At 43.3% G+C, this 23,414-nt stretch carries 20 protein-coding genes; 7 read left to right on the plus strand and 13 right to left on the minus strand.

The features are described 5' to 3' along the window. Nucleotides 1-68 precede the first annotated feature (68 nt). The 6 genes from CXF69_RS09610 to ispZ form a co-directional block, all read right to left on the minus strand. A complete protein-coding gene (locus CXF69_RS09610; protein WP_101205808.1) occupies nt 69-713 on the minus strand; it encodes a hypothetical protein in 645 nt (214 codons plus the stop codon). Between the two features lie 82 nt (nt 714-795). Then, nucleotides 796-1,230, minus strand: coding sequence for a secondary thiamine-phosphate synthase enzyme YjbQ (locus tag CXF69_RS09615; RefSeq protein ID WP_101205809.1), 435 nt, complete (start codon nt 1,228-1,230; stop codon nt 796-798). A 101-nt stretch (nt 1,231-1,331) separates the two neighbouring features. Beyond that, on the minus strand, nt 1,332-3,398 hold the full coding sequence (gene mnmD, locus CXF69_RS09620) for a tRNA (5-methylaminomethyl-2-thiouridine)(34)-methyltransferase MnmC2 (protein ID WP_101205810.1): 2,067 nt from the start codon (nt 3,396-3,398) through the stop codon (nt 1,332-1,334). Nucleotides 3,399-3,522: 124 nt separating this feature from the next. After that, complete coding sequence (locus CXF69_RS09625; protein ID WP_101205811.1) at nt 3,523-3,912, minus strand: SH3 domain-containing protein; 390 nt, start codon at nt 3,910-3,912, stop codon at nt 3,523-3,525. Nucleotides 3,913-3,968: 56 nt separating this feature from the next. Next, nucleotides 3,969-4,295: a YciI family protein gene (locus tag CXF69_RS09630; RefSeq protein WP_057761353.1), complete on the minus strand. Its 327-nt coding sequence runs from the start codon at nt 4,293-4,295 to the stop codon at nt 3,969-3,971. A gap of 97 nt (nt 4,296-4,392) precedes the next feature. Then, the gene (ispZ, locus tag CXF69_RS09635) at nt 4,393-4,944 is read right to left on the minus strand and encodes a septation protein IspZ (RefSeq protein WP_071003109.1); all 552 of its coding nucleotides are present in this window, start codon (nt 4,942-4,944) and stop codon (nt 4,393-4,395) included. Nucleotides 4,945-5,235: 291 nt separating this feature from the next. On the opposite strand from ispZ, the gene CXF69_RS09640 reads away from it, so the two are divergent. Further along, nucleotides 5,236-6,117, plus strand: a complete 882-nt coding sequence (locus CXF69_RS09640) for a PHP domain-containing protein (RefSeq protein ID WP_101205813.1) — start codon at nt 5,236-5,238, stop codon at nt 6,115-6,117. A 293-nt stretch (nt 6,118-6,410) separates the two neighbouring features. Further along, complete coding sequence (locus CXF69_RS09645) at nt 6,411-7,868, plus strand: GGDEF domain-containing protein (RefSeq protein WP_101205814.1); 1,458 nt, start codon at nt 6,411-6,413, stop codon at nt 7,866-7,868. A gap of 112 nt (nt 7,869-7,980) precedes the next feature. Here the strand turns inward: CXF69_RS09645 and truD are convergent, their stop codons facing one another. Next, a complete protein-coding gene (gene truD / locus CXF69_RS09650) occupies nt 7,981-9,291 on the minus strand; it encodes a tRNA pseudouridine(13) synthase TruD (RefSeq protein WP_101205815.1) in 1,311 nt (436 codons plus the stop codon). Nucleotides 9,292-9,534: 243 nt separating this feature from the next. Here truD and CXF69_RS09655 point away from each other — a divergent pair, with 243 nt between their 5' ends. After that, nucleotides 9,535-11,178 carry an FAD-dependent oxidoreductase gene (locus CXF69_RS09655; protein ID WP_220455996.1) on the plus strand — a complete coding sequence of 548 codons (1,644 nt, stop codon included), beginning with the start codon at nt 9,535-9,537 and terminating at the stop codon, nt 11,176-11,178. 261 nt (nt 11,179-11,439) lie between these two features. After that, nucleotides 11,440-12,063 (plus strand): GNAT family N-acetyltransferase, encoded by a 624-nt coding sequence (locus CXF69_RS09660; RefSeq protein WP_101205817.1) that lies wholly within the window; start codon nt 11,440-11,442, stop codon nt 12,061-12,063. A 45-nt stretch (nt 12,064-12,108) separates the two neighbouring features. On the opposite strand, the gene CXF69_RS09665 is transcribed toward CXF69_RS09660, so the two are convergent. The 4 genes from CXF69_RS09665 to CXF69_RS09680 all read right to left on the minus strand — a co-directional run bounded on the left by CXF69_RS09665 (nt 12,109) and on the right by CXF69_RS09680 (nt 15,343). Then, complete coding sequence (locus CXF69_RS09665; RefSeq protein ID WP_227678836.1) at nt 12,109-12,270, minus strand: hypothetical protein; 162 nt, start codon at nt 12,268-12,270, stop codon at nt 12,109-12,111. Between the two features lie 301 nt (nt 12,271-12,571). Then, complete coding sequence (gene gorA, locus CXF69_RS09670) at nt 12,572-13,936, minus strand: glutathione-disulfide reductase (protein WP_101205819.1); 1,365 nt, start codon at nt 13,934-13,936, stop codon at nt 12,572-12,574. A gap of 164 nt (nt 13,937-14,100) precedes the next feature. After that, complete coding sequence (locus tag CXF69_RS09675) at nt 14,101-14,553, minus strand: threonine/serine exporter family protein (RefSeq protein ID WP_101205820.1); 453 nt, start codon at nt 14,551-14,553, stop codon at nt 14,101-14,103. Between the two features lies 1 nt (nt 14,554). Further along, nucleotides 14,555-15,343, minus strand: a complete 789-nt coding sequence (locus tag CXF69_RS09680; protein ID WP_101205821.1) for a threonine/serine exporter family protein — start codon at nt 15,341-15,343, stop codon at nt 14,555-14,557. A 133-nt stretch (nt 15,344-15,476) separates the two neighbouring features. On the opposite strand from CXF69_RS09680, the gene CXF69_RS09685 reads away from it, so the two are divergent. After that, a complete protein-coding gene (locus tag CXF69_RS09685; protein ID WP_101205822.1) occupies nt 15,477-15,758 on the plus strand; it encodes a DUF503 domain-containing protein in 282 nt (93 codons plus the stop codon). 226 nt (nt 15,759-15,984) lie between these two features. Here CXF69_RS09685 and CXF69_RS09690 read toward each other — a convergent pair whose 3' ends face one another. Next, the gene (locus CXF69_RS09690; RefSeq protein ID WP_157822739.1) at nt 15,985-17,337 is read right to left on the minus strand and encodes a PDDEXK-like family protein; all 1,353 of its coding nucleotides are present in this window, start codon (nt 17,335-17,337) and stop codon (nt 15,985-15,987) included. A 50-nt stretch (nt 17,338-17,387) separates the two neighbouring features. On the opposite strand from CXF69_RS09690, the gene CXF69_RS09695 reads away from it, so the two are divergent. Continuing rightward, a complete protein-coding gene (locus tag CXF69_RS09695) occupies nt 17,388-18,332 on the plus strand; it encodes a hypothetical protein (RefSeq protein ID WP_101205824.1) in 945 nt (314 codons plus the stop codon). Between the two features lie 87 nt (nt 18,333-18,419). Here the strand turns inward: CXF69_RS09695 and uvrA are convergent, their stop codons facing one another. Next, nucleotides 18,420-21,326: an excinuclease ABC subunit UvrA gene (gene uvrA / locus CXF69_RS09700; RefSeq protein WP_101205825.1), complete on the minus strand. Its 2,907-nt coding sequence runs from the start codon at nt 21,324-21,326 to the stop codon at nt 18,420-18,422. Between the two features lie 712 nt (nt 21,327-22,038). Here uvrA and CXF69_RS09705 point away from each other — a divergent pair. After that, nucleotides 22,039-23,403: an MFS transporter gene (locus CXF69_RS09705; protein ID WP_101205826.1), complete on the plus strand. Its 1,365-nt coding sequence runs from the start codon at nt 22,039-22,041 to the stop codon at nt 23,401-23,403. Nucleotides 23,404-23,414: the final 11 nt, after the last annotated feature.

Here is a 23,414-nt window from a genome sequence, read left to right on the forward strand (position 1 = left end):
CGATAATAGCGTTTGCCGCCTTTTTTATGGTTTTAAATAGGGCATTGAAACAGAAGGTGGATTAGGTTTTATTCAGTGATGACTTCTGCTTCAGCACTAACAGCATCAAAGCTAGTCACTTTATTGTTTCGGATAAGGTCGATAGTACCACCACCAGCATGACTGACCAGTTGGATACTACCGTCAGCTGATTGATAGGTAGGATTATTGCCTTGGCCTTCGGGTGCGCTTAAGGTCATTTTTGGCTGGTTGGGACGAGTAATGATAGCGTTAAGCATACCAGCTGCCGACGTCTCAAAGACCACAGATAGACTCTCACCTGCTGCATTTTTATAACGGACATCAGTGATTTGTGCGCCTTTGATAGCTTGCTCTGGATTAGGTTTTTCAGCGCTATCATTTGCCGTGGACGTAGTATCACTAAGATCTTTATCTAACTCTGTTAAGCTCATATCACGTTCTGAATCAGTATCGGTCTGCGCTACATTTTGAGCATCATCTGCATTGCTATCTTTAGCTTCATCAACGTTGATATTGGTCGTTACTGGCGTGGTTTGCGTTGAGGTCTCAGCTGTAGTTGTATCAGTTGCTTCAGGTTCTGGATCTTTTTGACAAGCAGTCAGTAGCAACAGACTGAAGAAAATAGCAGGAGCCGTACGATAAAGCAGTTTAGATTTTCGTAAGTTTAGTTTTTTTGAGAGAGAAGTATTCATAATCAGCTTTATCCGTTAATGGCGCTCTACGTAAATGGGGCAATTGGCAAGGGTCAACCTGCTATTTATTTACAGTATATTATTACGTATTTACCGTAATCACCAGCTTACGTTGTCCGCCATATTCTTGCAGGTTTCTATGCTCACATAAGTAAATACCTTGCCAGGTACCCAGTCCTAACTCACCATCCACAAGCGGTATAGTCAAGCTTACCCCAAGCATCATGCTTTTGAGATGCGCTGGCAAGTCGTCTGAGCCTTCTAAGGTATGGCGATACTCTGGCTGATCTTCTGGTGCGATTTTATTGAGCCAATCTTCTGTATCTAGTCTGACATCTGGATCGGCATTTTCATTGATCGCAAGACTGGCTGACGTATGCAGCAAAAACAGATGAACCAACCCTACCTTGGCAGAGTGAGGTAACAGCTGAGAAATCGCTTCTTCAACCTTCGGAGTAATGATATGAATGCCGCGCGCATAGGCGGGTAGAGTAAGGGTTGTTTGGTGATAGCTCATAGGATATATCTCATTATTAGAGTCGACATCAAATTAAGATATCATAAGACAGAATAAACCGTAGAGAGCGTTGCTGTTATTTACACAAGAGCCATTTATTCTTAAACAAGCGGCGTCTGTAAACGTGTACGATTGGGTGATAAGCGTGCGAGCATTGCCTCTGACAGTGGTGCAAATGACCCTAGCATCATATCTGCCAATGCTTCAGCGCAAATAGGTGCCAATGCATAACCTTTTGCACCCATCGCACTCATTGTCCATATCCGCTGACTGTTTGCCAATTGTCCAACGATAGGATGGTAATCAGGCGTTTGGGTGCGAATGCCAGCTCGTCCCCGCCACAGACTCGTATCCGCCGGAATAATAGATGCCATTTCAGGAATGGCAGTGATGAGCTTGTCTCGGCTAATTTGATGCTCTTCAGGACGTATATCGGTATTTGTATCATTGCGGATAAAACTCGCGCCGAGCAATAAATAGGGCTCGGCAGCGACGACTGTATTTAACTTGTCATCTCCACTCTGTGCGTTGAACCGCGCACAGTAACCACTATATTTAAGCGGTATTTTAGGCAGTCTTGTTAGTTGTTCAACCGTAGGCGTAAACCAAGACAGCTGCCCGCGAATTTTACGGCAATCAAAAATACGCTGATCCAATTGATGACTTTCAAAAGCCGCGCAAATGATGATATTATCAACAGTCATAGTGACAGTGTTAAGGTTTTCATCGATACCTTCGATACGAACTTTCTGCTCAGTCTCGTTGATTTTATTCACTTCTAATTGCTGAAAGCGAATGAGTGGATGAGTCAGTATGATGTCTTTTAATGCTTGTGGATTGACCAGACCAGACTGCGGTAAGTACAAGTTCTCTGATAAGTTCTGCTCTTTTAGGCCACTAGTAACCTGTGCTTGCTCATGCGATAGGGTGGTCGCCATCTCATCAGGATAGTCGGCAATTTGTTCTGTACCGATATTGGCTTTTATAAGCAAATCAAGGGCGCCAGTCAGTTCAAGGATCGGTGCTGTATTAAGCTGTACGGCTGTTTGATTAAGGTCTCGATATAGCCTGCTGCTATGGAGATAGCCTATGGTATGCAGATGCTCATCGACATGGTGAATCGGTGTCATTTTGGGCGCAAGTAACGCTCTAGGATTACCTGATGCACCTGCCAAAGGCGCTGATTTATCTAATAAGATGACGGTAATACCGCGACTGGCAAGCGACCAAGCTGTGAGCAACCCTGAGACGCCTGCACCAATGACGACAGTATTATCGAATGTGCTGTAAGTTGTTTGCTGCTTTGCCTCGTGGCTTTTATTATCACAACTTTTATTATCGCTAGTAAGGTCACTACTTTCTGCATTAGCCATAGTGGCCGTTAGCATTTCTCGCTTTCGACCAAAACCTCTGACTTTCTTAATTTGAAAGCCATGCTCTCTTAGTCCACGCTTGACGATACCTGCACAGCTATAAGTAGCGGCAGTCGTATGAGGGCGTGATAGGCGCTGCATTTGTGCAAAGATACTGTCCGCCCACAAGGTACTATTGCAAGAAGGCGCAAAACCATCTAAAAACCAAGCATCAATATAAGGCGTATGCTGGTTAAAGTGGTCTAATGCCAGTTTGCTTAGACTTTCCGCTGCATCACCAAGCCACATATCGACGGTTAAGTTATCATAAGAAAAATTCAAACGATGACAGCCTGCAATCAGGGGTGGATATGCAGCCAAAAGTGGCTCAATAAATGCCATTAGCTCAGGCGCACGCTCACCCCATAGCGCAAGTATCTGGTTCAAATCTGCTAGCGGTATAGGGAACCTCTCAGTAGTGATAAAGTGCAGACGAGCCGTTGCTAATTGCGGGTTGGTTTCACGTAATTGTCGCCACAATTGCCACGTTGCTAGTAGATTAAGCCCAGTTCCAAAGCCTAGCTCAGCAATCGTAAAGCATTGCTTTGGTGCCAGGTGTGCCAAACGCTCTGGTAACTGATTATGCTCTAGAAACACATGACGCGTCTCTGCCAAACCATCCGCATGAGAAAAATACACATCCCCAAACTCACCTGATACTGGCACCATATTGCCAGTATCATCCATTTGCCAGTCAATCTTGGCAGGTGTGATAACGTTTAAATGTTCAGGGTTTTGATAGTTAGCGATAGACATGAGGCACTTCTTAGAAATATCAATAACGGTAGCTAAACGATCAGTTATTACGAATCAATGATATCGACATTTGGTCAGACACAGCGAAGTAGAGTAATGCAAGTCAGTGCGAGCACAGCTTACGCTACCAGCGCTCACGACGGACAAATACTAACCACGAGACAAAAATACCGACTAATAGACTGATCAGAACGGTAAACGCACCGTATAGAAATAACTGTCCTTTACTTTCGTAGACCAAGACATTTACTTGAGTCTGTAAGTCGTTCACTTGACGCTGCAATTGTGCATTACGGCTAAGCAGTTCTTGATTGGCAGCTGACAATGCTTTAGTAGATGGTTGCAGCTGTGCCGCCAAGGTATCATTGATATCTAGCGCTGAGTTTTTCGTTGGCAAAGCGCGCGCCGCTACTGGGCCAGTCAACGGCATCATTGCTGTCGGATCGGTTGCCTCGACAGCAGGTGTTATGGACGCAGCGGGTGCAGCCTGCGCTGAAACGACTGTCGCTAACATGAGACTAATTAGGGCATTTTTGTAGGAGCAGGTAGGTGAAAAAGAGACTCTCTGGATCACGATGCAGCTACTTGATTGTTGCTATCAGTTGGTGCTGGCAATGCTTGAACAAATGGTTTGATATCGACATGACTATACACGCCATCACGTAAATAAGGCTCATCGTTTGCCCATGCTTGAGCCGCTTCGATAGAGTCAAAATCCGCAATGATTAAGCTGCCTGACATATCACTTTTGCCATGCTCGATAGGCGTTGGACCTGCGATAACGAGGCGTCCCTCTTGGTGCAGTGCTTTTAAGCGTTCAATATGTTCAGTACGAGTGATCAGACGTTGTGCACTGCTATTAGCCACGTCATGACCAATGATGGCAAATAAAGACATGAGACTTCCTTAGTGAATAATAAAAAAGTAATGATGAGCTTAGTATAAACGTCATAGCAATAAAATTGTTATTGCTACTATGACAAGGCAACAGAAACTATTTAGTGGTTTTGTCTGTTAGGGCAGGGTTGAGATGCTTTTTCAACACGGCAAATTGAGCTACGACAAACACCAGCATAATCGGAATCCAGCCATAGGTCTTAAAGTTGATCCATGCTTCATCTGACATTGTGAACGCTGTGATATAATGTAGTACAGCCATTAGGGCAAAAAACAATGCCCAAGCAACGGTCAGTTTTTTCCAGCCGCTAAGCGTCAGGGTAAATACCTCTTTCATAGCAAGCTGCATCAATGGCTTATTAATAGCGGCACTGACGAATAGCGTCAATGCAAAAATACCATTGATAATGGGCGACTTCCAGCGCAAATAAATATCATCACGCAACAGTAATGTGCCGCCGCAGAATAAAATCGTTAATAATAAGACAACCCATTGCTGCTTATCAAACTTACCTTTTTGACGAATAAAATGAATGGCGTAAACGATAATAGTGGCGACGAGCAAAGCCCCTGCCGCTGCTAAAATACCGTTATAACGCGCCGCGATAAAAAAGGCAATTAAGGGAATAAAGTCTAATAATGCTTTCATAGCAAAGGGTATGTCCAACAAAAACGTATGGGGTAGTTTACACGTCTACCGCACCAAAAAAAAGCAATCAACACGATAATCATGCGATATACGCGACCTACAGAGTAATACTTTATCATTGCGCCTGATGACCATGCTACTGGCCAAATATAAACACGAATACAGTAACGATAACTGCTAAATCTACAGAATCATCAAGACAAACTACAACGCCCATAATCGTAACAATGACTGTCTGCTCACTAGCTTTTATTCTACTTCTATTTTATTTAATACTTTAAGGCTCAGCTTATGAAAATTGACTTACATTGCCACAGTACTTGTTCAGATGGTACCTACCCACCGACCGAGGTTATACAGCGTGCCCATGCAGCGGGCATCAACGTATTGGCATTGACTGACCATGACACGCTGGCAGGAATTGACGAGGCGAGAGACGCTGCCAGTGCCTGCGATATGCAGATTATTAATGGCGTTGAAATCAGCTGTGAGCATACATTAAGCGGTGGTTACGGAAAGAATAAATCCACTAATAAAATTATTCACGTACTTGGATTGGACTTTACTGATCGCGAAAAAATGCACGCAACGCTGCAGCAACTACAGGACAGTCGAGCCACTCGTGGTCAGCGTATCGCTGAAAAATTGAGTGAATTATTAGATATTAATTATGATGAGCTATGGCAAGCAGTGCTCGATAAAGCAGGCGGTAACCCTCAAGCAGTCGGGCGCGCCCATATTGGACAGGTATTGTTTGAGCGCGGTGAAGTCAAAACCGTTCAAAAAGCCTTTGATAAGTACCTAGCAGATAACAAACCTGCTTATGTAGCAATCGAGGCATTGACGATGCAGCATGGTATCGAGCTGATTCACGCTTGCGGCGGCAAAGCGGTGCTCGCACATCCCACGCGATATCAACTATCAGCGACACGCGTGCGTAAATTGATCGAAGAGTTTGCGCAGCTTGGCGGAGATGCTTGTGAACTACCAGCCACTAGTGAGCCAATTAGTACTCGCAGAATGGTTGATCGTAGCCTCGCTGCGCATGGTCTTGCGGCATCTATTGGTAGTGATTTTCACGGTAGTAACATGCCTTGGCGACGTTTGGGCGATGTCCCTATTTTAAATGATGATCAGCAAGGGGTTTGGGAGTCTTTTACAACGCTTGCTTAGTGAGTGAGATTTACCTTTTTACAGCTGCTTCTAATAAGGTTATTTTCAGTAGCGATAGGGCCTTATTTATCATGATGAATAAGGCCAAAAATAGCTACATAAACATAATTACATTCATAGAGAAATTATTGGGAAATAAATGCGTAAAATAGATTGATAATAAGGCTAGAACTTGTAACACTTGATATGGAAGTTTCAGAGCGAATAGTATGCTTTGGCTTTGATTCTAGCGCTTATATATTCAACGCACTTACACCTTTTAATGTATTTATACTCTCTGCGGTAGCCCTTCTATGGCTGTATCGATATCCCATCTAGGTTACAACAAAATCTCTCAAATGATCTTTGAGTGGCAGGCTGCTGACCGAACATCGCTGATGGCCTTATTTATCGTGTTAGAAGTGTCATTGCATTGGTTCTGGTGCTTGTATGTCTGGTGGCAGCAAGATGCGTTAAACACCTATGTGAACATACATTATTTATATCCATTATGGCTTGGGATTAGCTTCGTCGGACTGTTCTTTTTATGCATGGTCAAAGGCTTATTTCACTCAAGCAACGACAACGAAATTGTTTTAAGTCGATGGCAGATAGCTTTGGTTTTGGTATATACCGCCTACATTTCTACTGTCATTGTGATGATAGGATACAGTAGTTTGTTTGCAGGCGTGTCGCTTGTTGGCGGGGCTATGCTTGGTATGATGCTAATTAAGCGCCGCTATGCTTGGCGTATGTTTTGGCTACATATTATCTTGATGTTATTGGCTATTATGTCTCCTTACTGTGGTATTAGCCTACCTAATCTACGCCAATTGACTGTCATCCATCCCATGCTTGAGAGCCATAATTATTTAACTTACAACGAGATTATGGCTGCTGAAAATGCAGTGGCTGCGTTAGCTTTTGAGAACAACGTCTTAGATTGGGACAGTATCAGCGAGCTACAGCGTTCATCCACGTTTTTTTGGCGATCGACTCATTTATATTTAGCATTGCCAAAAGCGATTTTTATCGTTTACATGTTTCGTGCTTTGCTATTGGTATTAGATGATAGTCGGTTTGAGACTCTAAGGCATGCTAATCAAGACGAGCTTACTCAGCTTAAAAACCGCCGCTACGGTCTGAAAAAGATGAAGTATGCCTTGGCTACTGTGCGAGAATATCAAGACTTAAGCGTCATGCTGTTAGATTTGGACTGGTTCAAACAGATTAACGATAATTATGGACACGATGTAGGTGATCAGGTTCTGATTGAAATCTCGCAGACGCTATCGCAGTCGTTAACAGATAAGACTATTATCAGTCGCTATGGCGGCGAAGAGTTTTTAATTGTCCTACCAGACACGAAGCATGATAGCGCTATGATGATTGCCGAGCAATTACGCCTCAATATTGCTGAGCATGTCATGAAGATTGAAGGTCTGGCTGATTTTAATGTGACAGCAAGCTTTGGGCTATATACCTTAACTCATGAAGAGCGAGATTGTATCGCGCAAGGCTATAAAACGATCACACAGCAAAAGACTGTCGCTCGAACGTCACCTCTTATCAAGCCAATTGCTACTCAGCGCGCGGAAAGCCAAATAGCCTCAATGCAAAAGCTGCCTAGTGATATCTGCCAACGTCTGATTAGTACAGCGGATAAGGCCTTATATGAAGCCAAGCACCGTGGTCGCAATCAAGTTGTCAGTGCAAATGAGATGTGGGCTGAAAAAGAAGGCGGTAAGCAATTGCTTTACAAAAGTCGTTAGCCATTAATTATTAGCGATCAGCCATGCCGCTAAGATTGTGTAAGTATTATCGGTATGGCTGATATTCTATTGATTAGTCCAATTTAGATGCCAGTTTCATTAATCCCTCCAATCAAGAAGCTAATTGCTGTACCAAGCTTGCGAGCACACTTGTGGCAAAGCTACCCGTCGTCAAAGTAAAGTTTAATACCAGCGTCTGATCGTCCGACCATTCCCAGCTTAACGCCTCAATCGGTAGACGTAGCGCTCGTCTTTGCGCCTTAATATCGCGCTGCTCTAATCCAGTTGCCAGTTGCATGAGTAGGGGGCTGTGTTGTACTACCTCGGTCTCTAAATCTGCAGCGCTACCGGTGACTTTATCGTTACCCGTGCCCCATAGCACGGCAGTTGGATGAATATCGCCACTGTCAAGACGAGCATGCAACGTATCATCTAGTGTCTCACTAGTAAATATTGATCCTGAACCATCCAAATTAAACACTTCACCTGCTAGGCCAGTGTTCCAGCTACCATCACGTACCCGTGCTGCCAATATCTCATTAAATATCAAGCTACGTGCAGCAGACAATTCCATCGTATTTTGCTCGCGCGGGGCACGCTTACGTTTGCTCTTTTTTGGCTGCGGGCGAGGCTCTCGCGGCGGACGAGCAAACAGTGATAATGCCTCTCTGACGTTATTACCCTGACGACCAAAACGCTGTGGACCAAAATAATTGGGTACGCCGTTTTTGCCAATGCGTGTTAAATGCTGCTCGACGGCCTCTTTTGCAGATAGTAGTTGCTCGGGTGATGCGTTACTTCCGTCATCAACATTTTCGTCACTAGCGCTCACAAACTGGATATCACGTAAAGTAATAACAAACTGATTGGCACGGTGCGTACCGCGATTGAGTTTTTTATTGTGCCAGTGCTGCGCAAGGATAGTGACAGTCTCATTTTCGCCGATGTCTACTGGTGCAAACTCAGTAGGCGGTAATTGTTTTTTTGGTATACGCAAACTGAACCATTGGGTCGTCAACGCATGACGGTCTTTCAAGCCTGAGTAGCCAACATCACGCAATGGAATGTCTGCCCACTCTGACAGCAGTTTCGCCAGATAAGCAGTATTCATGCCTGATTTTTCGATATGCAACCATAAATGCTCACCTTCACCAGTGAAGTCTAACGGCAATAGCTCATTAACGATAAAGTCAGTCGTATTGGCTTTATAAGTCGCTTGCTGTATTGGCTGTAAACTTGGCTGTGGCAAATTTGCAGTATCTGTAATAGTGGCAATATCAATATGAGCTAGGTCAATTTGCTCACTGGCTGTTCGTTCATTAGCGTTTTGATCAATAGCTGTTGGATCAATAGCAACAGCTTGGCTATCTAAACTGTCTTGAGCAGTAGTAGTTATTTCGTTTTGGTTGTCTTGAGAATTCATAAGGTTGTCTTTTATTTTGTTTATTGATAATGATTAGAAGTAAAAAGAGTGCGGAAAGCAAATTTGCATAATTACGTTTTGCAACGCAGCAAACATACAAAAAAACATCGTGTGCGAGGCGCTCTTGCTACTATCAATGCATAGCATATTAAAAATAATAGGATAAGTTGAATTTGTCTGGTTGGTTACGGTCATTTTCAACCTGCTGTCATTAGACATCATTATAACTGTTAAGGAAGCATTATGACCGACGCAACGATCAACACAGTCACCATCAGTAAAGCGGATATCCCAAGCGGTGGTATGAAATCATATAAGCAAGAAGACGATAGTATCATTTTAATCACTCGCGATGACGATGAGTTCCGTGCATTCGATGGCAAATGCCCACATGCGGGTGCAGATTTGGGTAACGGATTACGCTGTGGCAATCGGGTAGTTTGTCCTTGGCATCATGCGACTTTTGATAGTCGCGATGGCACCCTATTAGAGCCGATAGCGACTAAAGGCTTGACCCAGTATGAGCTGATTCATGATGGTGATAATTTGACAGTCGATACCTCAGCTCAGGTAACGGGGCAAGTTGAAAATAATAAATTAACTGATACTCATACCATTATCGTTGGTGGTGGCGGTGCAGGATTTATGACGGCCGACCAGTTGCGTCAGGGTGGCTATGGCGGCAAGATTACGTTGATTAGTAAAGATGATAAAGCTCCTTACAACCGACCTTTATTATCCAAAGCATTTTTGGCAGGTAAGATGGACGAGGATAAGCTGCTGTTGGGCGGTGCTGACTGGGCAAGTAACAACAATATTGAATTACGCCTCAACCAAACGGTTAGCGAAGTGCTACTCAATGAAGCGACCGTCGTCATCGAAGATGATGATGGCAACAGCGAGCGACAAACCGCAGATTTCTTGGTTGTCGCCACTGGCGCTAAACCAAGCTTGCCACCTATTACAGGTGCTGAGATAGATGGTGTATATACGCTACGTAGCATGAGTGATGCCAAATTAATTAAAGCGGCCAGTCATGACCAGCGTGTGGTGATCATCGGTACAGGTTTTATCGGTATGGAGACCGCTTCGGCATTAGCACAAGCAGGCACGACAGCTTCTATCACAGTGATTGGGCAAGGTAGCCGTGTGATGGGCAGTATTGTCTCTGAAACGGTGAGTAATGCCTTAATTAAATTGCATGAAGAGAAAGGCGTTAACTTTGTGTTTGACGCAACCGTCAATGAAATTACTAAGGTTGACCGTCAAGTGGACAAGGATGGAGATAACCAAACTTTTTCAAATGTAGGCGGTGTCACGCTGGCGAATGGCGAGCATATTGATGCCGATATCGTGATATTGGGTACTGGCGTGTCTCCACGTACAGAGATATTGAGCGAAGTTAACGATCCAGATGGTGTACAAGTCGATACGCATCTACAGCTGCGCGATGGCGTCTATGCGCTAGGTGATATTGCAAAAGCCACCAATCAGATGGGTCGCATGCGTATCGAGCATTGGCGCGTGGCACTGCAGCATGGCATGGTCACAGCAGCTGCGATATTAAATGACGACAGTGTTGACTCATTAGAGGCGCGTATTCCTTTCTTTTGGACCATGCAATATGGCAAGAGCCTACGCTATAGCGGTCATGCCGAGACACCAGATCACAATATCCTACTCGGTACGCCAGATACGCATGATTATATAGAATACTATTTCGATGATGAAGGAGAGGATACACGAGCTAGTGCGGCAAGTACGCTTGGACGTGACAAAGAGCTGGTTGCCTTCTCTGAGCTATTACGCCGTGGTCATGCGCCGACACGTGCGCAGCTTAATGCAGGGCTCGATATTATTGAGCAAGCGCATGTATTATCGCGCTAGTACTGTAGACGGATAAGTATTAGTATCTGGGGCATGTCATCAATTAGAACATGAACACATTTAGTGGTCTTAAAATGGCTAAATTTTGCTAAACATCGTCAGAAATTTTGTCAATATATTCATATTAACGGCAATTTCTTCCTTGTTTATCTACAATTTTTCTCATTTTATGCCTCACAATCTAATTGATGAAATGCCCTAGACTGGCTTAGGGATCTAAGCCAGTTTTTTTATACATGAACAAAAAAGGAAAATTATAATATGAGCGAAAATACTATAAATAAGAGCACTATAAATGAAAACCACTTGAGTAAAAACTCTGTATTTTTACGTGAAGCCACATTAGATGATATTGACGCTCTTGAGCAGCTAGTGAATTGCTGCTATCGCGAGACCGCAGGTTGGACTAACGAGGCCGATTTGATTGGTGGTATTCGAACCACATCAGCCGAGCTTGCTGCCGTGATTAATGATCCCAATCACTATTATTTTGTCTATCCAAAAACGACCACGGGCGACCGTGATGCAGAGGAAACAGGTGAGATACTTGGCTGTATCGCTGTCGATATTAAAACCAATGCTGACTCGAATAAAAAAGCTTATATCGGTATGTTTGCGGTACATCCTGTGCTACAAGGGAAAGGCGTTGGTAACGTGATCCTACAAGCGGCTGAGACTTTTGCAGATAGACACTTACAGTCACAGAATCAGCCGAGCCGTTTGACCATGTCTATCCTAAGTCATCGTCCTGAGCTTTTGGCTTACTATCAGCGCCGTGGGTATCAGTTAAATGGTAATAAAATGCCGTTTCCCAATGATGGCAATAATGGCGAGCCAAAGCGCGAAGACTTAGAGCTATTAGAGCTAGAAAAAATGGTTGGCTGATAATGTAGGTCTAGTAAAAAGACATTCAGAACTAGGATGTTTTATTTAACCCCAAAAATATCTAAAAGTCATAAACAGACCCATGCTCAACAATAAAAATGCCACGATGATTAAGCGCTTAAACCAATTAAATGCTGGCAAGCGCGTGGCATTATCATCAGACATAAGATAAGCAAATAAACAAAGCAAGCTTGCTGCTAACGTCATGATCCCAAGACCAATCGGTAATATAAATAAATACACCTGCCACACAGTCATCTCTCAACGGTCAGTATTAAATGCATGATAGCAGCATCGTGATTGCGCTGTCAGTATGCCTTGCTTTAAATTCCTTAATACAAATAATGATTAGAAAAATACAGTAATCATCAGGGCGATATAAAAGTAATGAGTCAGTTTTAGACCTACGGAGCTATATGCTTACGTCATGACTGACAATAAAAAAGGACGCTCAAATGGTATCCTTTTTTATAATAGCTAAGAATAAGAGAAACGTTAAACAGTGAGCTTAACGCATCGTCACAAACTCTTCCGAACCAGTTGGATGAATGGCAACGGTATTATCAAAGTCTGCCTTAGTCGCGCCCATTTTAATCGCAACAGCAAAGCCTTGAATCATCTCATCAACACCAAAGCCAATACCGTGCAGGCCAATGACTTTTTCGTCATCGCCCAAACATACTAGCTTCATGGTGCATTTTTGACGATGCTGAGTGACTGCGCTATACATATCGGTAAAGCTTGAGGTATAACACTTGATGTTTTCTTTGCCGTAGCGTTCCACCGCGTCGATTTCAGATAGCCCAATCGTACCGATAGCCGGATGAGTAAAAATTACGGTCGGTATCAATGTATAGTCTAAGTGCTCATTGGGCTTATTGTTAAACAAACGCTCAGATAAGCGGCGACCAGCGGCAATCGCTACAGGCGTTAAATCTACGCTGTTTTCGATGATATCACCGACTGCATAAATACCATCGACATTGGTGTTTTGGAATTTATCGACTTTGATTTTACCTGTCTCAGTCGTCTCAACCCCTGTCACTTGCAGATTGATACCGTCTGTCGATGGCGCGCGACCAATCGCCCATATCAAGCAATCGACAGTATCGATACAGTCTTCACCGCCATCGTTGGTGGTCAAATCCAGGCTGTCATCGTCATTTTTATTGACTTCACTGATCACCGTATTGGTGTGTAATTTAATGCCAGCTTGTTCCATTTCTATCAGCAAAGTCTCTACGATAGTATGGTCAAACGTACGTAGTGGCGAGTGTTTGCGCACATACAAATGCACATCGGCACCCAGACTGTTTAACACGCCTGCGATCTCGACAGCGATATAGCCAGCACCTACAATCGCCACGCGTTTTGGCAAGTGATTCAACGCAAAAAAGCCGTCAGAGTCGATGCCGTATTCTGCACCTTTAAGGTCTGGCTGAATAGGATGACCGCCCGTAGCAATCAAAATGTGATCAGCGGTAATCAGCTCGCCATTTACTTCTACGGTATTGGTATCGACAAATTTGGCAAAGCCTTTGATCACTTCGACGCCGTTTTTTGCCAAGTTATTGTCATAGGCGCGGTGAATGTTTTCGATGTATTGTTGGCGGCTCTGTACCAGTTTTTGAAAGTCAAAACCTTTTAACTCAACATCGAAACCATAGTCTGGCGCATATTTATGGATGGCTTCAGCCACTTGCGCGCCATACCACATCACTTTTTTGGGAACGCAGCCCAAATTCACACACGTGCCGCCCAATTGGTTGGCTTCGATAATGGCGCATTTTTTGCCATAGTTGGCTGCACGGTTGAGTGAGGCGATGCCGCCGCTACCGCCGCCAATAGAGATATAGTCATAATGTTTGGTCATAATACGGTCTCTTTATTGAGTTGTTATTGGTGCTGTTTCTGACTCTACTGTAATGGGTCTTATCATCCATCTTGCAAGTTTTTTATGGTTAAGATGTGTTGAATCGCTTGAGTATAAATGGTGTTTGATTAAGAAAAGCCTAGCATTTAGATATTTAAGATCATCTATACAATAGGACGACGTCTATAAAATAACAACCCCGGAATGGACAAGCCGAGCACCAATCCTGAGGTGACAAATAAAGCTTCGAACAAATACACCATCATTTGGCTAAATAACTCATCTGAAAAGCCAAAGTAACCAATCTGTACCATACTGACCATCGCCTTATAGGCGGCGATACCAGGCATCATACAGATGACACTGGGTGAGATGAGCGCTTTTGGCGGCAGAGTATATTTCTTAGAAAAGTACACACCCAAAAAGCTGGCAAGCATCGCCCCAAAAAAGCTAGCAACCACGATATGAATGTGTTGATAAACGAGTGCTGTCTTTAGTCCAAAGCCAAAGGCAGTCATCAGCAAACACGGCAAGATATAGCGTTTAGGTACGCTAAACATCAGCGTCCAGCCAAGGGTGATGATACAAGACAGTATGACGGTTTTAATAAACCACATTTTAAAACCCCCAATGCTGTATGCGAAGTAAAACCAGCGCCATCACGATACCGACGCACGCGGACAAGGTCAGCATATAGGTAAAGACCGCACGCCCAACGCCAATATTGACATAGCCTTTTAAGATATCGGATAAAGAATTAATCAAAGGAAAGCTGGGCACCAATAGCAATACGCTGGAGGCAACAGCGATATCCGCATTATTCCCAATATCAAAATAGTAGGTCGTTGCGCCAATCAGTGAAGCGATAAATGCCGTTACAATGACGGTGATAAAAGGGTTAAAGTGGTGCTTGGATAAATAGATACGGGTAAACATCGCTACCATACCCGCGATGAATGTCACCGCCGTGATCGACCAACTGCCGCCATTCAAGTAAGCAAATGCGGCACAAGATGCGCCAACAAACACGCTTACTAACCATGTTGGATATACGGTCTTATCCAACTCATCAAAGGCAAGGGTAGTGCGGTCAATCAAGTCATTATGATCGACAGTGGCTTCGGTTTTATTGACGATTTGCTGGATTTGTACCAATAAATTGACATTGATACTCTGATTGATCGTGTCTCTGGTAGTGGTGATACAACGCTCGTCACAGATAGTCGTCAAGGTGATAGCATTAAAGTTCAGCGAACATTCGACGCTGTTCATTCCCAAGGCAAGCCCCAAGCGCTTGGACAAGTCCACCACCACGGCAGACTCAGCGCCATACTGCATAAGGAGTAGTCCGCAGCGCACGCATAGTCGAGTAATGCGCTGCTGCTTTACGTAGCTGATAGAGGTCATGGTTGAGATACGCAGGTTGGTTGGTATTGATACGCTATTATAAAGGGTATGGATGCTGACGCGCAGACAATATCAGCCATTATCGAATATTATATTGGATGCTATTATAAAATTTTTTGGCAAGGAGCATAAAATGCATATCGCTATTTCGACGCTGGCGTTTTCATTGCCTGGCTGTAGCTCGTTAAAAGAGAAACGCCACCGTATGGGCGGCTTGCACGCGCGCTTTGGCAATACGCCAATTATCGCGGTATGTGAAAGCGGGGAGCGTGATCGGCATGACGCGAGCGAATGGACGTTTGTGATCGTTGGACTGTCAAAACGTGAGGTTGAGTCGCAATGTAGTCAAATTGAGGAAAAGCTAGAACGTACGGTAGATGCACGAGTGATGAATGTTGAGAGGGAGTTTGTTTAGGATGGTTTTTGTAGAAAGCCAATTCTGATTTCCGCTCATATCTTGGTCGCCCACTATAGCGGTGACTAATAGCCAGTAGCATTCCTGTTGTCTTGATATTGCTCCCAGCTAAGTCACCGCAATCTAGTGGTTAATCAAGGATAACCGCTACAATCGGGGCTAAACCGCACCTCTAGGCGACTTTCATAAATTGATAATACTGTGTGGTAAGATGAAATGATGCTTATTAGAAATTAATATTTTTTACATCATCAATTAGCTGAATAACATCATCCGCTGTTTCGGCCACCCACTCTTCGCGACTCTTCTCATTGATAATATCGAAAAAGTTATCGTTAGGGCTTTTAAAGTTAATTGATCGTGGTGGGTAAACTTGCCCACCCAAATTTTGCTTCTTATTTTGATACTTCCAATTTTTAGGTAGTTTCTCAACTGCTGCTTCGAAGTCTTGCATATTGCTTGGACATTCTGATAGACGTCCATCTTTGTCTACTAACGTTATGCTGTAATATAAACGATGGTTTAACTCAATATAACAATAAACTCCTACATTGTGTTTTTCGGTTATTTTATAGCATAGACCATACGCCTTAGCTTTACCTTTCGTACCACCACCTGAAAAATATTGCTTTACTGCTTTTTCTTGGCTATAGGGAGACAACTGATTATCACAAAGAGTGAAATTTAAATTTTTTTTATTGAAATAAGCCAATAAACTATTCCACATCTCATTCTGAATATTCTTTTGAATGGTTTCAAAGTTCTGGCTTAGTTTGTATACTGTCTTAAAGTTATTGTCGTCTGCCAAAAAATCTACATACTCTTGCTTCATTTTCGCATTCCTTGTTTGACCTGTAATTCTAGCAACGGTATTAATGTATTGCTCGATAGTCTGCTCTATATGTGGATAATCTGCTACCTTTTGCTTACATAGCGTCAAAAAGTTAAAGATGTCTTCTTTATAACTAATTACACCATAGTCTTCATTATTAATACTACCCTTGCCATAGTGTGATACGTCATCACCAAAACGATTTAAATATACTATATAGATATTTTTATCGTCATAACCCATTTCTTGGCAAGCTTTATAATATCTTGCCAGTTGGTCTTTTTGATCTGTGGCATAAATCTTATTTTCGATAACAATGACATTTTTTTTGATCTTATTGTCTTTGCCTTCAAAAATAATATCTGCTATTCCATGACTTGAGTTATGGAATCTATATTCAACTTCACAACTGTAAACGACCTTTGAGTCTAGTTTTTCTCGATTCCACTCTTGTGTCGCTATGGCATTATTTAATACCGTTTCAATGAATAGTTGTTGGAAATCTGCTATTTTATGACTAGCATTGGGATTCAGTAGTTCAGCAAGAAAGCGAGAATGTAAACCAACTTCTTCACCTGTCTTACGTAAGATCGTGAATATATTAAAGTCTAGTTTTGACTTATCATGTTTTTGCTGGAATTCCTGCTCCTTTTCTTGTAAAACTAAAATATTCTGTTTGAAACTATTACTAAGCATAGCCATCTTTCCTAGTGGTTTTAAGTTAGTTCCTGAAGTTAAGTCTATCAAACTAACATAGACCTTCATGCTTTCCAAAACATGACAAAGAGTTAACTATTATGAGCAGTACTTCTAAATATATAATGAGTGATATTCCTAATTACAAAGAACCTAAAGGATTTATGCTCGTCATAACAGGTCAAATAACTAAGAAGGTAGCGCAAGATATTGGTAAAGATCGGTTTAATAAAGCCTCCAATAGATATTTAAAACTCGGTATTCATGATTCAGATTTTAAAATAGTTAATTTAGATGATTTAAAGAATATGACTGAAGTCGATAGAGATCAGCAACTTGAAAGTCAGAAAGTCATAGTTTTTTTAGTTGAACATGAGGCTAGCTTTGATAGTTTATGCACCTTTCAAGAAGAAATAGCTACTATATCAGCACTGACTTTTGTAATTTCCCCTTCAACCATAGATGAAATAAGTAGTTTCAAGACTAAATCCGAAAATGCTTTAAGGGATAAGTGGAGCACACTATCATCTATCCCTACTTTTGCTATACCTTTTACCACATCACAAGCAAAAAGCGATTTTGTAAACGATATGAGCATAGAGAGTTATAACTTTTATTACTCCTTTATAGATTCAGTTGTAACTACAGTTTGTAGCGTTTACAGGCAGGACGACTCTATGATTGGCTATGACTTTAATGATTGGAAACATGTATTCAGCGGTAACAGACTACTAAATATACTTCCAACAATTTACGCAAGCGAAGATAACGAAGCTAATTTCAAGAGTAATTATTTAGAAGGGTTAGATAAAGCTGGGATTAATCTGACTGACATCAAAGATATGATCTGTGTAATGAGTGCTAGTAGACCTCCTAGCTTAGAACAAACATGCGAAGTAACCGAGGCTATAGAGGATGACTTCGCTATTTTTTGTACGACAACTATGAAGCTTACTCAAGATTTAGCTATTTTTGAAGACCCAAGCATAATAAGTGTCAATATCTTAGTAAGTAGGCATTGTGAAGATGGACAATTGGCAGTATAGAGTAGATTAAGTACGACAACCAATTTTCAGCCAATAAAAAAGGCCACCCTATAAAGAGTAGCCTTTTATCAATTATCACTAAGGGTATTAGCTGACTTCTTTCATGCTTTGTTCAAGCATCGGTTTTAAGAATATGCCCGTGTAGGATTCTTTGACTTCAGCCACTTCTTCAGGCGTACCTTCAGCGATGATCATGCCGCCACCTTTACCGCCTTCAGGGCCTAGGTCAATCACCCAGTCTGCCGTTTTGATAACATCCAAGTTATGCTCGATGACGACGATAGTATTACCTTTATCGCGTAGGGCATGCAGGATATTGAGCAGCTTATCGATATCATGGAAATGCAAACCAGTGGTTGGCTCATCCAAGATATATAGCGTCTGTCCCGTATCACGTTTGGCAAGCTCACGCGCCAGTTTGACTCGCTGTGCTTCACCACCTGATAGCGTTGGGGCAGACTGACCCAAGCGGATATAGCTCAGACCAACATCCATCAACGCTTGCAGGCGACGATAGATGGCTGGTATCGCTGAGAAGAACTCAACGGCATCTTCAACCGTCATATCAAGCACGTCAGCGATGGTTTTGCCTTTATAGTGAATCTCTAAGGTCTCGCGGTTGTAGCGCTTGCCCTCACAGGTATCACATGGCACATACATATCAGGTAGGAAATGCATCTCAACTTTGATAAGACCATCACCTTGACACATCTCACAGCGTCCGCCTTTCACGTTGAAACTAAAGCGACCAGGCTTATAGCCACGGGCACGCGCTTCTTGCGTCTGGGCAAACATCTCACGCACAGGGGTAAACACACCTGTATAAGTTGCTGGGTTTGAGCGCGGTGTACGACCAATTGGACTTTGATCGATATCGACCATTTTGTCCAAATGCTCAAGACCGCTGATGCTTTCAAATTTATCGGCAATCAGCGTTGAGGCATTATTCAACTGAGTCGCTGCCAATGGCATAAGGGTACGGTTAATCAAGGTTGATTTACCCGAACCTGAGACACCCGTCACACAAGTCATGATGCCAACAGGAATGGTCAAATCCACATCGTGCAGGTTATTGCCTGACGCGCCTTTTAGCTCGATGGTCATCGGTACTTTTTTGGCTTTGGCCTTACCTTTGACTTCCACATCGATGGTTTTGGCTTTATGACGCACAGTTGGAATCTCGATTTTCTTCTTACCAGACATATATTGTCCAGTGAGCGATTCTTTATTTGCCATGATGTCATCGACCGTACCTTGAGCGATAATATGACCGCCATGTACACCGGCACCGATGCCGATATCGATGACGTGATCTGCTTGGCGAATCGCATCTTCATCATGCTCTACGACCAGTACCGTATTACCCAAATCACGCAAGCGCGTTAGGGTTTTTAGCAAGCGATCGTTGTCACGCTGATGCAGACCGATTGACGGCTCATCAAGTACATACATGACGCCCATCAGACCAGCACCGATTTGACTAGCCAAACGAATACGCTGCGCTTCACCGCCCGATAACGTCTCGGCAGAGCGGGCGAGTGTTAAATAATCAAGCCCGACGCTGACGAGAAAGTTTAGACGCTCATTAATCTCTTTAAAGATTTTTTCAGCGACTTCACCTTTGTGACCGCCAATCTTTAGCGTTTTATAATAGTCAGCAGCGTCCCCAATAGACAGCTTAACGATTTCTGCAATGGTCTGATCATCGACACGGACATTACGTGAGATTTCATTCAGACGTGCACCATCACAAACGTTACAAGTAGTATCAGCCAGATATTTGGCCAGCTCGTCACGGACGAGGTTACTTTGTGTCTTGGCATAACGACGCTCTAGATAGGGAAGCACGCCTTCAAACGGTACCGTCTTATTCGTCTTGCGACCGCGCTCATCGGTAAAGTTAAAGGTCAGCTTTTCTTTACCAGAGCCATGCATGATTAGATCTTGCTGCTCTTTTGACAGATCCTGCCATGGCGCATCCATATCGATTTTGAAATGCTTACAGACAGTGCTAAGCAAACCAAAGTAGTACGCATGACGCTTGTCCCAACCATTGATTGCGCCTTGGTTAAGTGACTTCTCATGATGAGTAATCAGTTTTTCAGCAGCGAAATATTGGCGTTTACCAAGACCATCACAGCTTGGGCATGCGCCATATGGATTGTTAAAACTAAACATACGTGGCTCAAGCTCAGGCACCGCGCGATCACAGACAGGGCATGAATGCTTGGCTGACATCACTTGGTTTTCATCACCGCCTTCTTTTGGATTACCATCCATAAAGTGTAGCGTGACCAGTCCTTGGCCTAGACGTAACGCCGTCTCTAAGCTCTCAGCGACACGGTTGCCCAAGTCATCACGAACTTTAAAGCGATCGACCACCACTTCGATGGTATGTTTTTTCTTCTTATCCAACGTCGGTAGCTCGTCGGTGTCATAGACATCACCGTCGACGCGCACACGGACAAAACCTTGTCCAATCAGCTGCTCAAGCAAGACGGTATGCTCACCTTTACGCTCACGAATGACCGGTGCCAAGATCATAATCTTAGTATCATCTGGCAAAGCCATGACCTGATCGACCATCTCAGTGACCGACTGCGCGACCATTGGCTCACCGTGCTCAGGGCAATATGGCGTACCGATGCGTGCATAGAGCAGACGTAGATAGTCATAAATTTCGGTAATCGTACCGACGGTCGAGCGCGGGTTATGGTTGGTGGACTTCTGCTCGATAGCAATTGCAGGGGATAGACCCTCGATACTATCGACATCAGGTTTCTCCATTTGCGAGAGGAACTGACGAGCGTATGCGGATAAACTCTCGACATAACGACGTTGCCCTTCGGCATACAGAGTGTCAAATGCCAATGAAGATTTACCAGAGCCAGATAGGCCAGTGATTACCACGAATTTATCTCGTGGAATGTCTAAATCGATGTTTTTTAAATTATGAGTACGTGCGCCGCGTATTGCGATATGGTCATGTGCCATCGGTTACAGGTTTCCTATTTGCTAAAAGGGGATTGGGAAATATCTCAAGTCAAAAAGTAAATACAGATCAGTAAAATAGCTGGTTAAAAGGTGAATAATTCTAAATTTATGATGTTGTTATAAGTAGTGTTGTTATAAAAGATATCGTTATAAATAATACCGTTATGAACAGTGTCGTTATAAAAGGTACATACATTGATAAGGTAAAAGTTAAGCCAGCCTAGTTGTTCATTTTCTATTATTGTTTGACTTTATGTTGCTTGTCGTTCTTATGATGATTTTTATAGGACTAAGCAAATCTAAATCAAATCAGTGTTAAGTAACAGGCATCGTTTGTTATGGTTTTGACCAAAAATGTCATTTTATAGAAGCGTTCGTCGTTACGTAGATATGGTGAGTGAGCCATTAATTGTGCTGACAACGTTTTACTTTATTGTCATGGTGACAGCATTATTCAAGGTGTCACTGTGCATCTGATGCACTTGGTAACAAAATAATCTCGTAATATGAATGGCTTGGGTTAAGGGCGCATACGTTACTGCACCAGTAAGACAAAAGTCTCGGCAACCAAACGGCGAATGTCTTATACTAGGGGGCTTGATTTATAGGCCAATGCCTTGATAAACCAGTAGTGATAAATCATGGTATGGCACAGTGTTAGTCGTGAAAGATAGCAATGAGCAACCAGCAATGATCAACCAGTGAGGCAAGTATGAATAGCGTAGAGAAACGGGCAATCCTCGGAGTCGGTGGCATCTTTGCCTTACGTATGATTGGCTTGTTTATGATTGTGCCGGTATTTTCTGTTTATGGTGACAATTATGCACACGCGACGCCGTTTTTAATTGGTTTGGCCGTTGGTATTTATGGCTTAGGGCAGGCCATCTTTCAGATACCGATGAGTTTGGCTGCTGATAAATTCCCGCGTAAGCCTATTATCTTTTTGGGATTGATACTGTTCGCTGTCGGCGGCATGATTGCAGCAAATGCGACTGATATTTACGAAGTGATTATTGGTCGAGCGCTGGCGGGTAGTGGTGCGGTCTCTGCTGTGCTTATGGCATTATTGGCTGATGTGACGCGTGAGGAAATGCGTACCAAAGCGATGGCCACGATGGGGCTGACGATTGCGACCTCTATTATGCTGGCCTTTGCTTTTGGTCCATTGTTAGTCGGCTCGCTCGGTATCTCTGGACTGTTTTGGTTGACTTCAGGGTTTGCTATATTGGCGATGCTGCTATTGGTGGTAGTACCGACGCCTATGCGCGTGCTTAAGCATAATTTGGATAACAAAACCATTGGTCAACAGTTAGCCACTGTCCTTAAGATTGGCGATCTTAACCGCTTACATATCGGCATCTTTGCGCTACACCTAACAATGACGGCGATATTTGTGATATTGCCGCACCAGCTCAGTGACGTACTTGGCTTGTCAGTACGTCAGCAAGGTATGGTTTATTTGCCGCTATTGTTTATTGGCTTCGCCATCGCGATACCGTTTATTATCATCGCTGAAAAGAAACGCAAAATGCGTCAGGTTTTTTTGGGTGCGATTGCATTAATGACCGCCGCTTTAGCCATACTCGCGCTTGGTAGTCAGGTCGGTGTTGGTATCATATTTGGTTTGCTGCTGTACTTTATGGGCTTTAACTTGCTTGAGGCGACGATTCCCTCATGGATATCTAAGCGCGCACCAGTCGCTAATAAAGCGACCGCGATGGGGCTTAACTCTTCTAGTCAGTTCTTTGGTGCATTTGTAGGCGGGGCAATGGGTGGTCTGTTATTAGGCCAGCCTAATTTGTTGGCGTGGGGCATACTGGCTATTATTATGGGTGCCGCACTGCTTATCATTATTCCCATTTCTCAGCCACCTTATCTATCGAGCACAACGGTTACTATTCCCAAAGACATCAATATCCAAGACTGGTCACGACAGATGCTGGCAGTAGATGGCGTTGACGAGCTGGTCGTAATGGCAAAAGAGCAAGTCGCCTATTTAAAGTTAGATAAGACACAGTTGACGGATGATTCACGTCAGCAGCTATCGAGTTTGGCGCAAAGTCCGCTAGATATATAGCAGCTTTATAC

It is taken from the genome of Psychrobacter sp. Choline-02u-9 (assembly GCF_002836505.1).
GTDB lineage: Bacteria > Pseudomonadota > Gammaproteobacteria > Pseudomonadales > Moraxellaceae > Psychrobacter.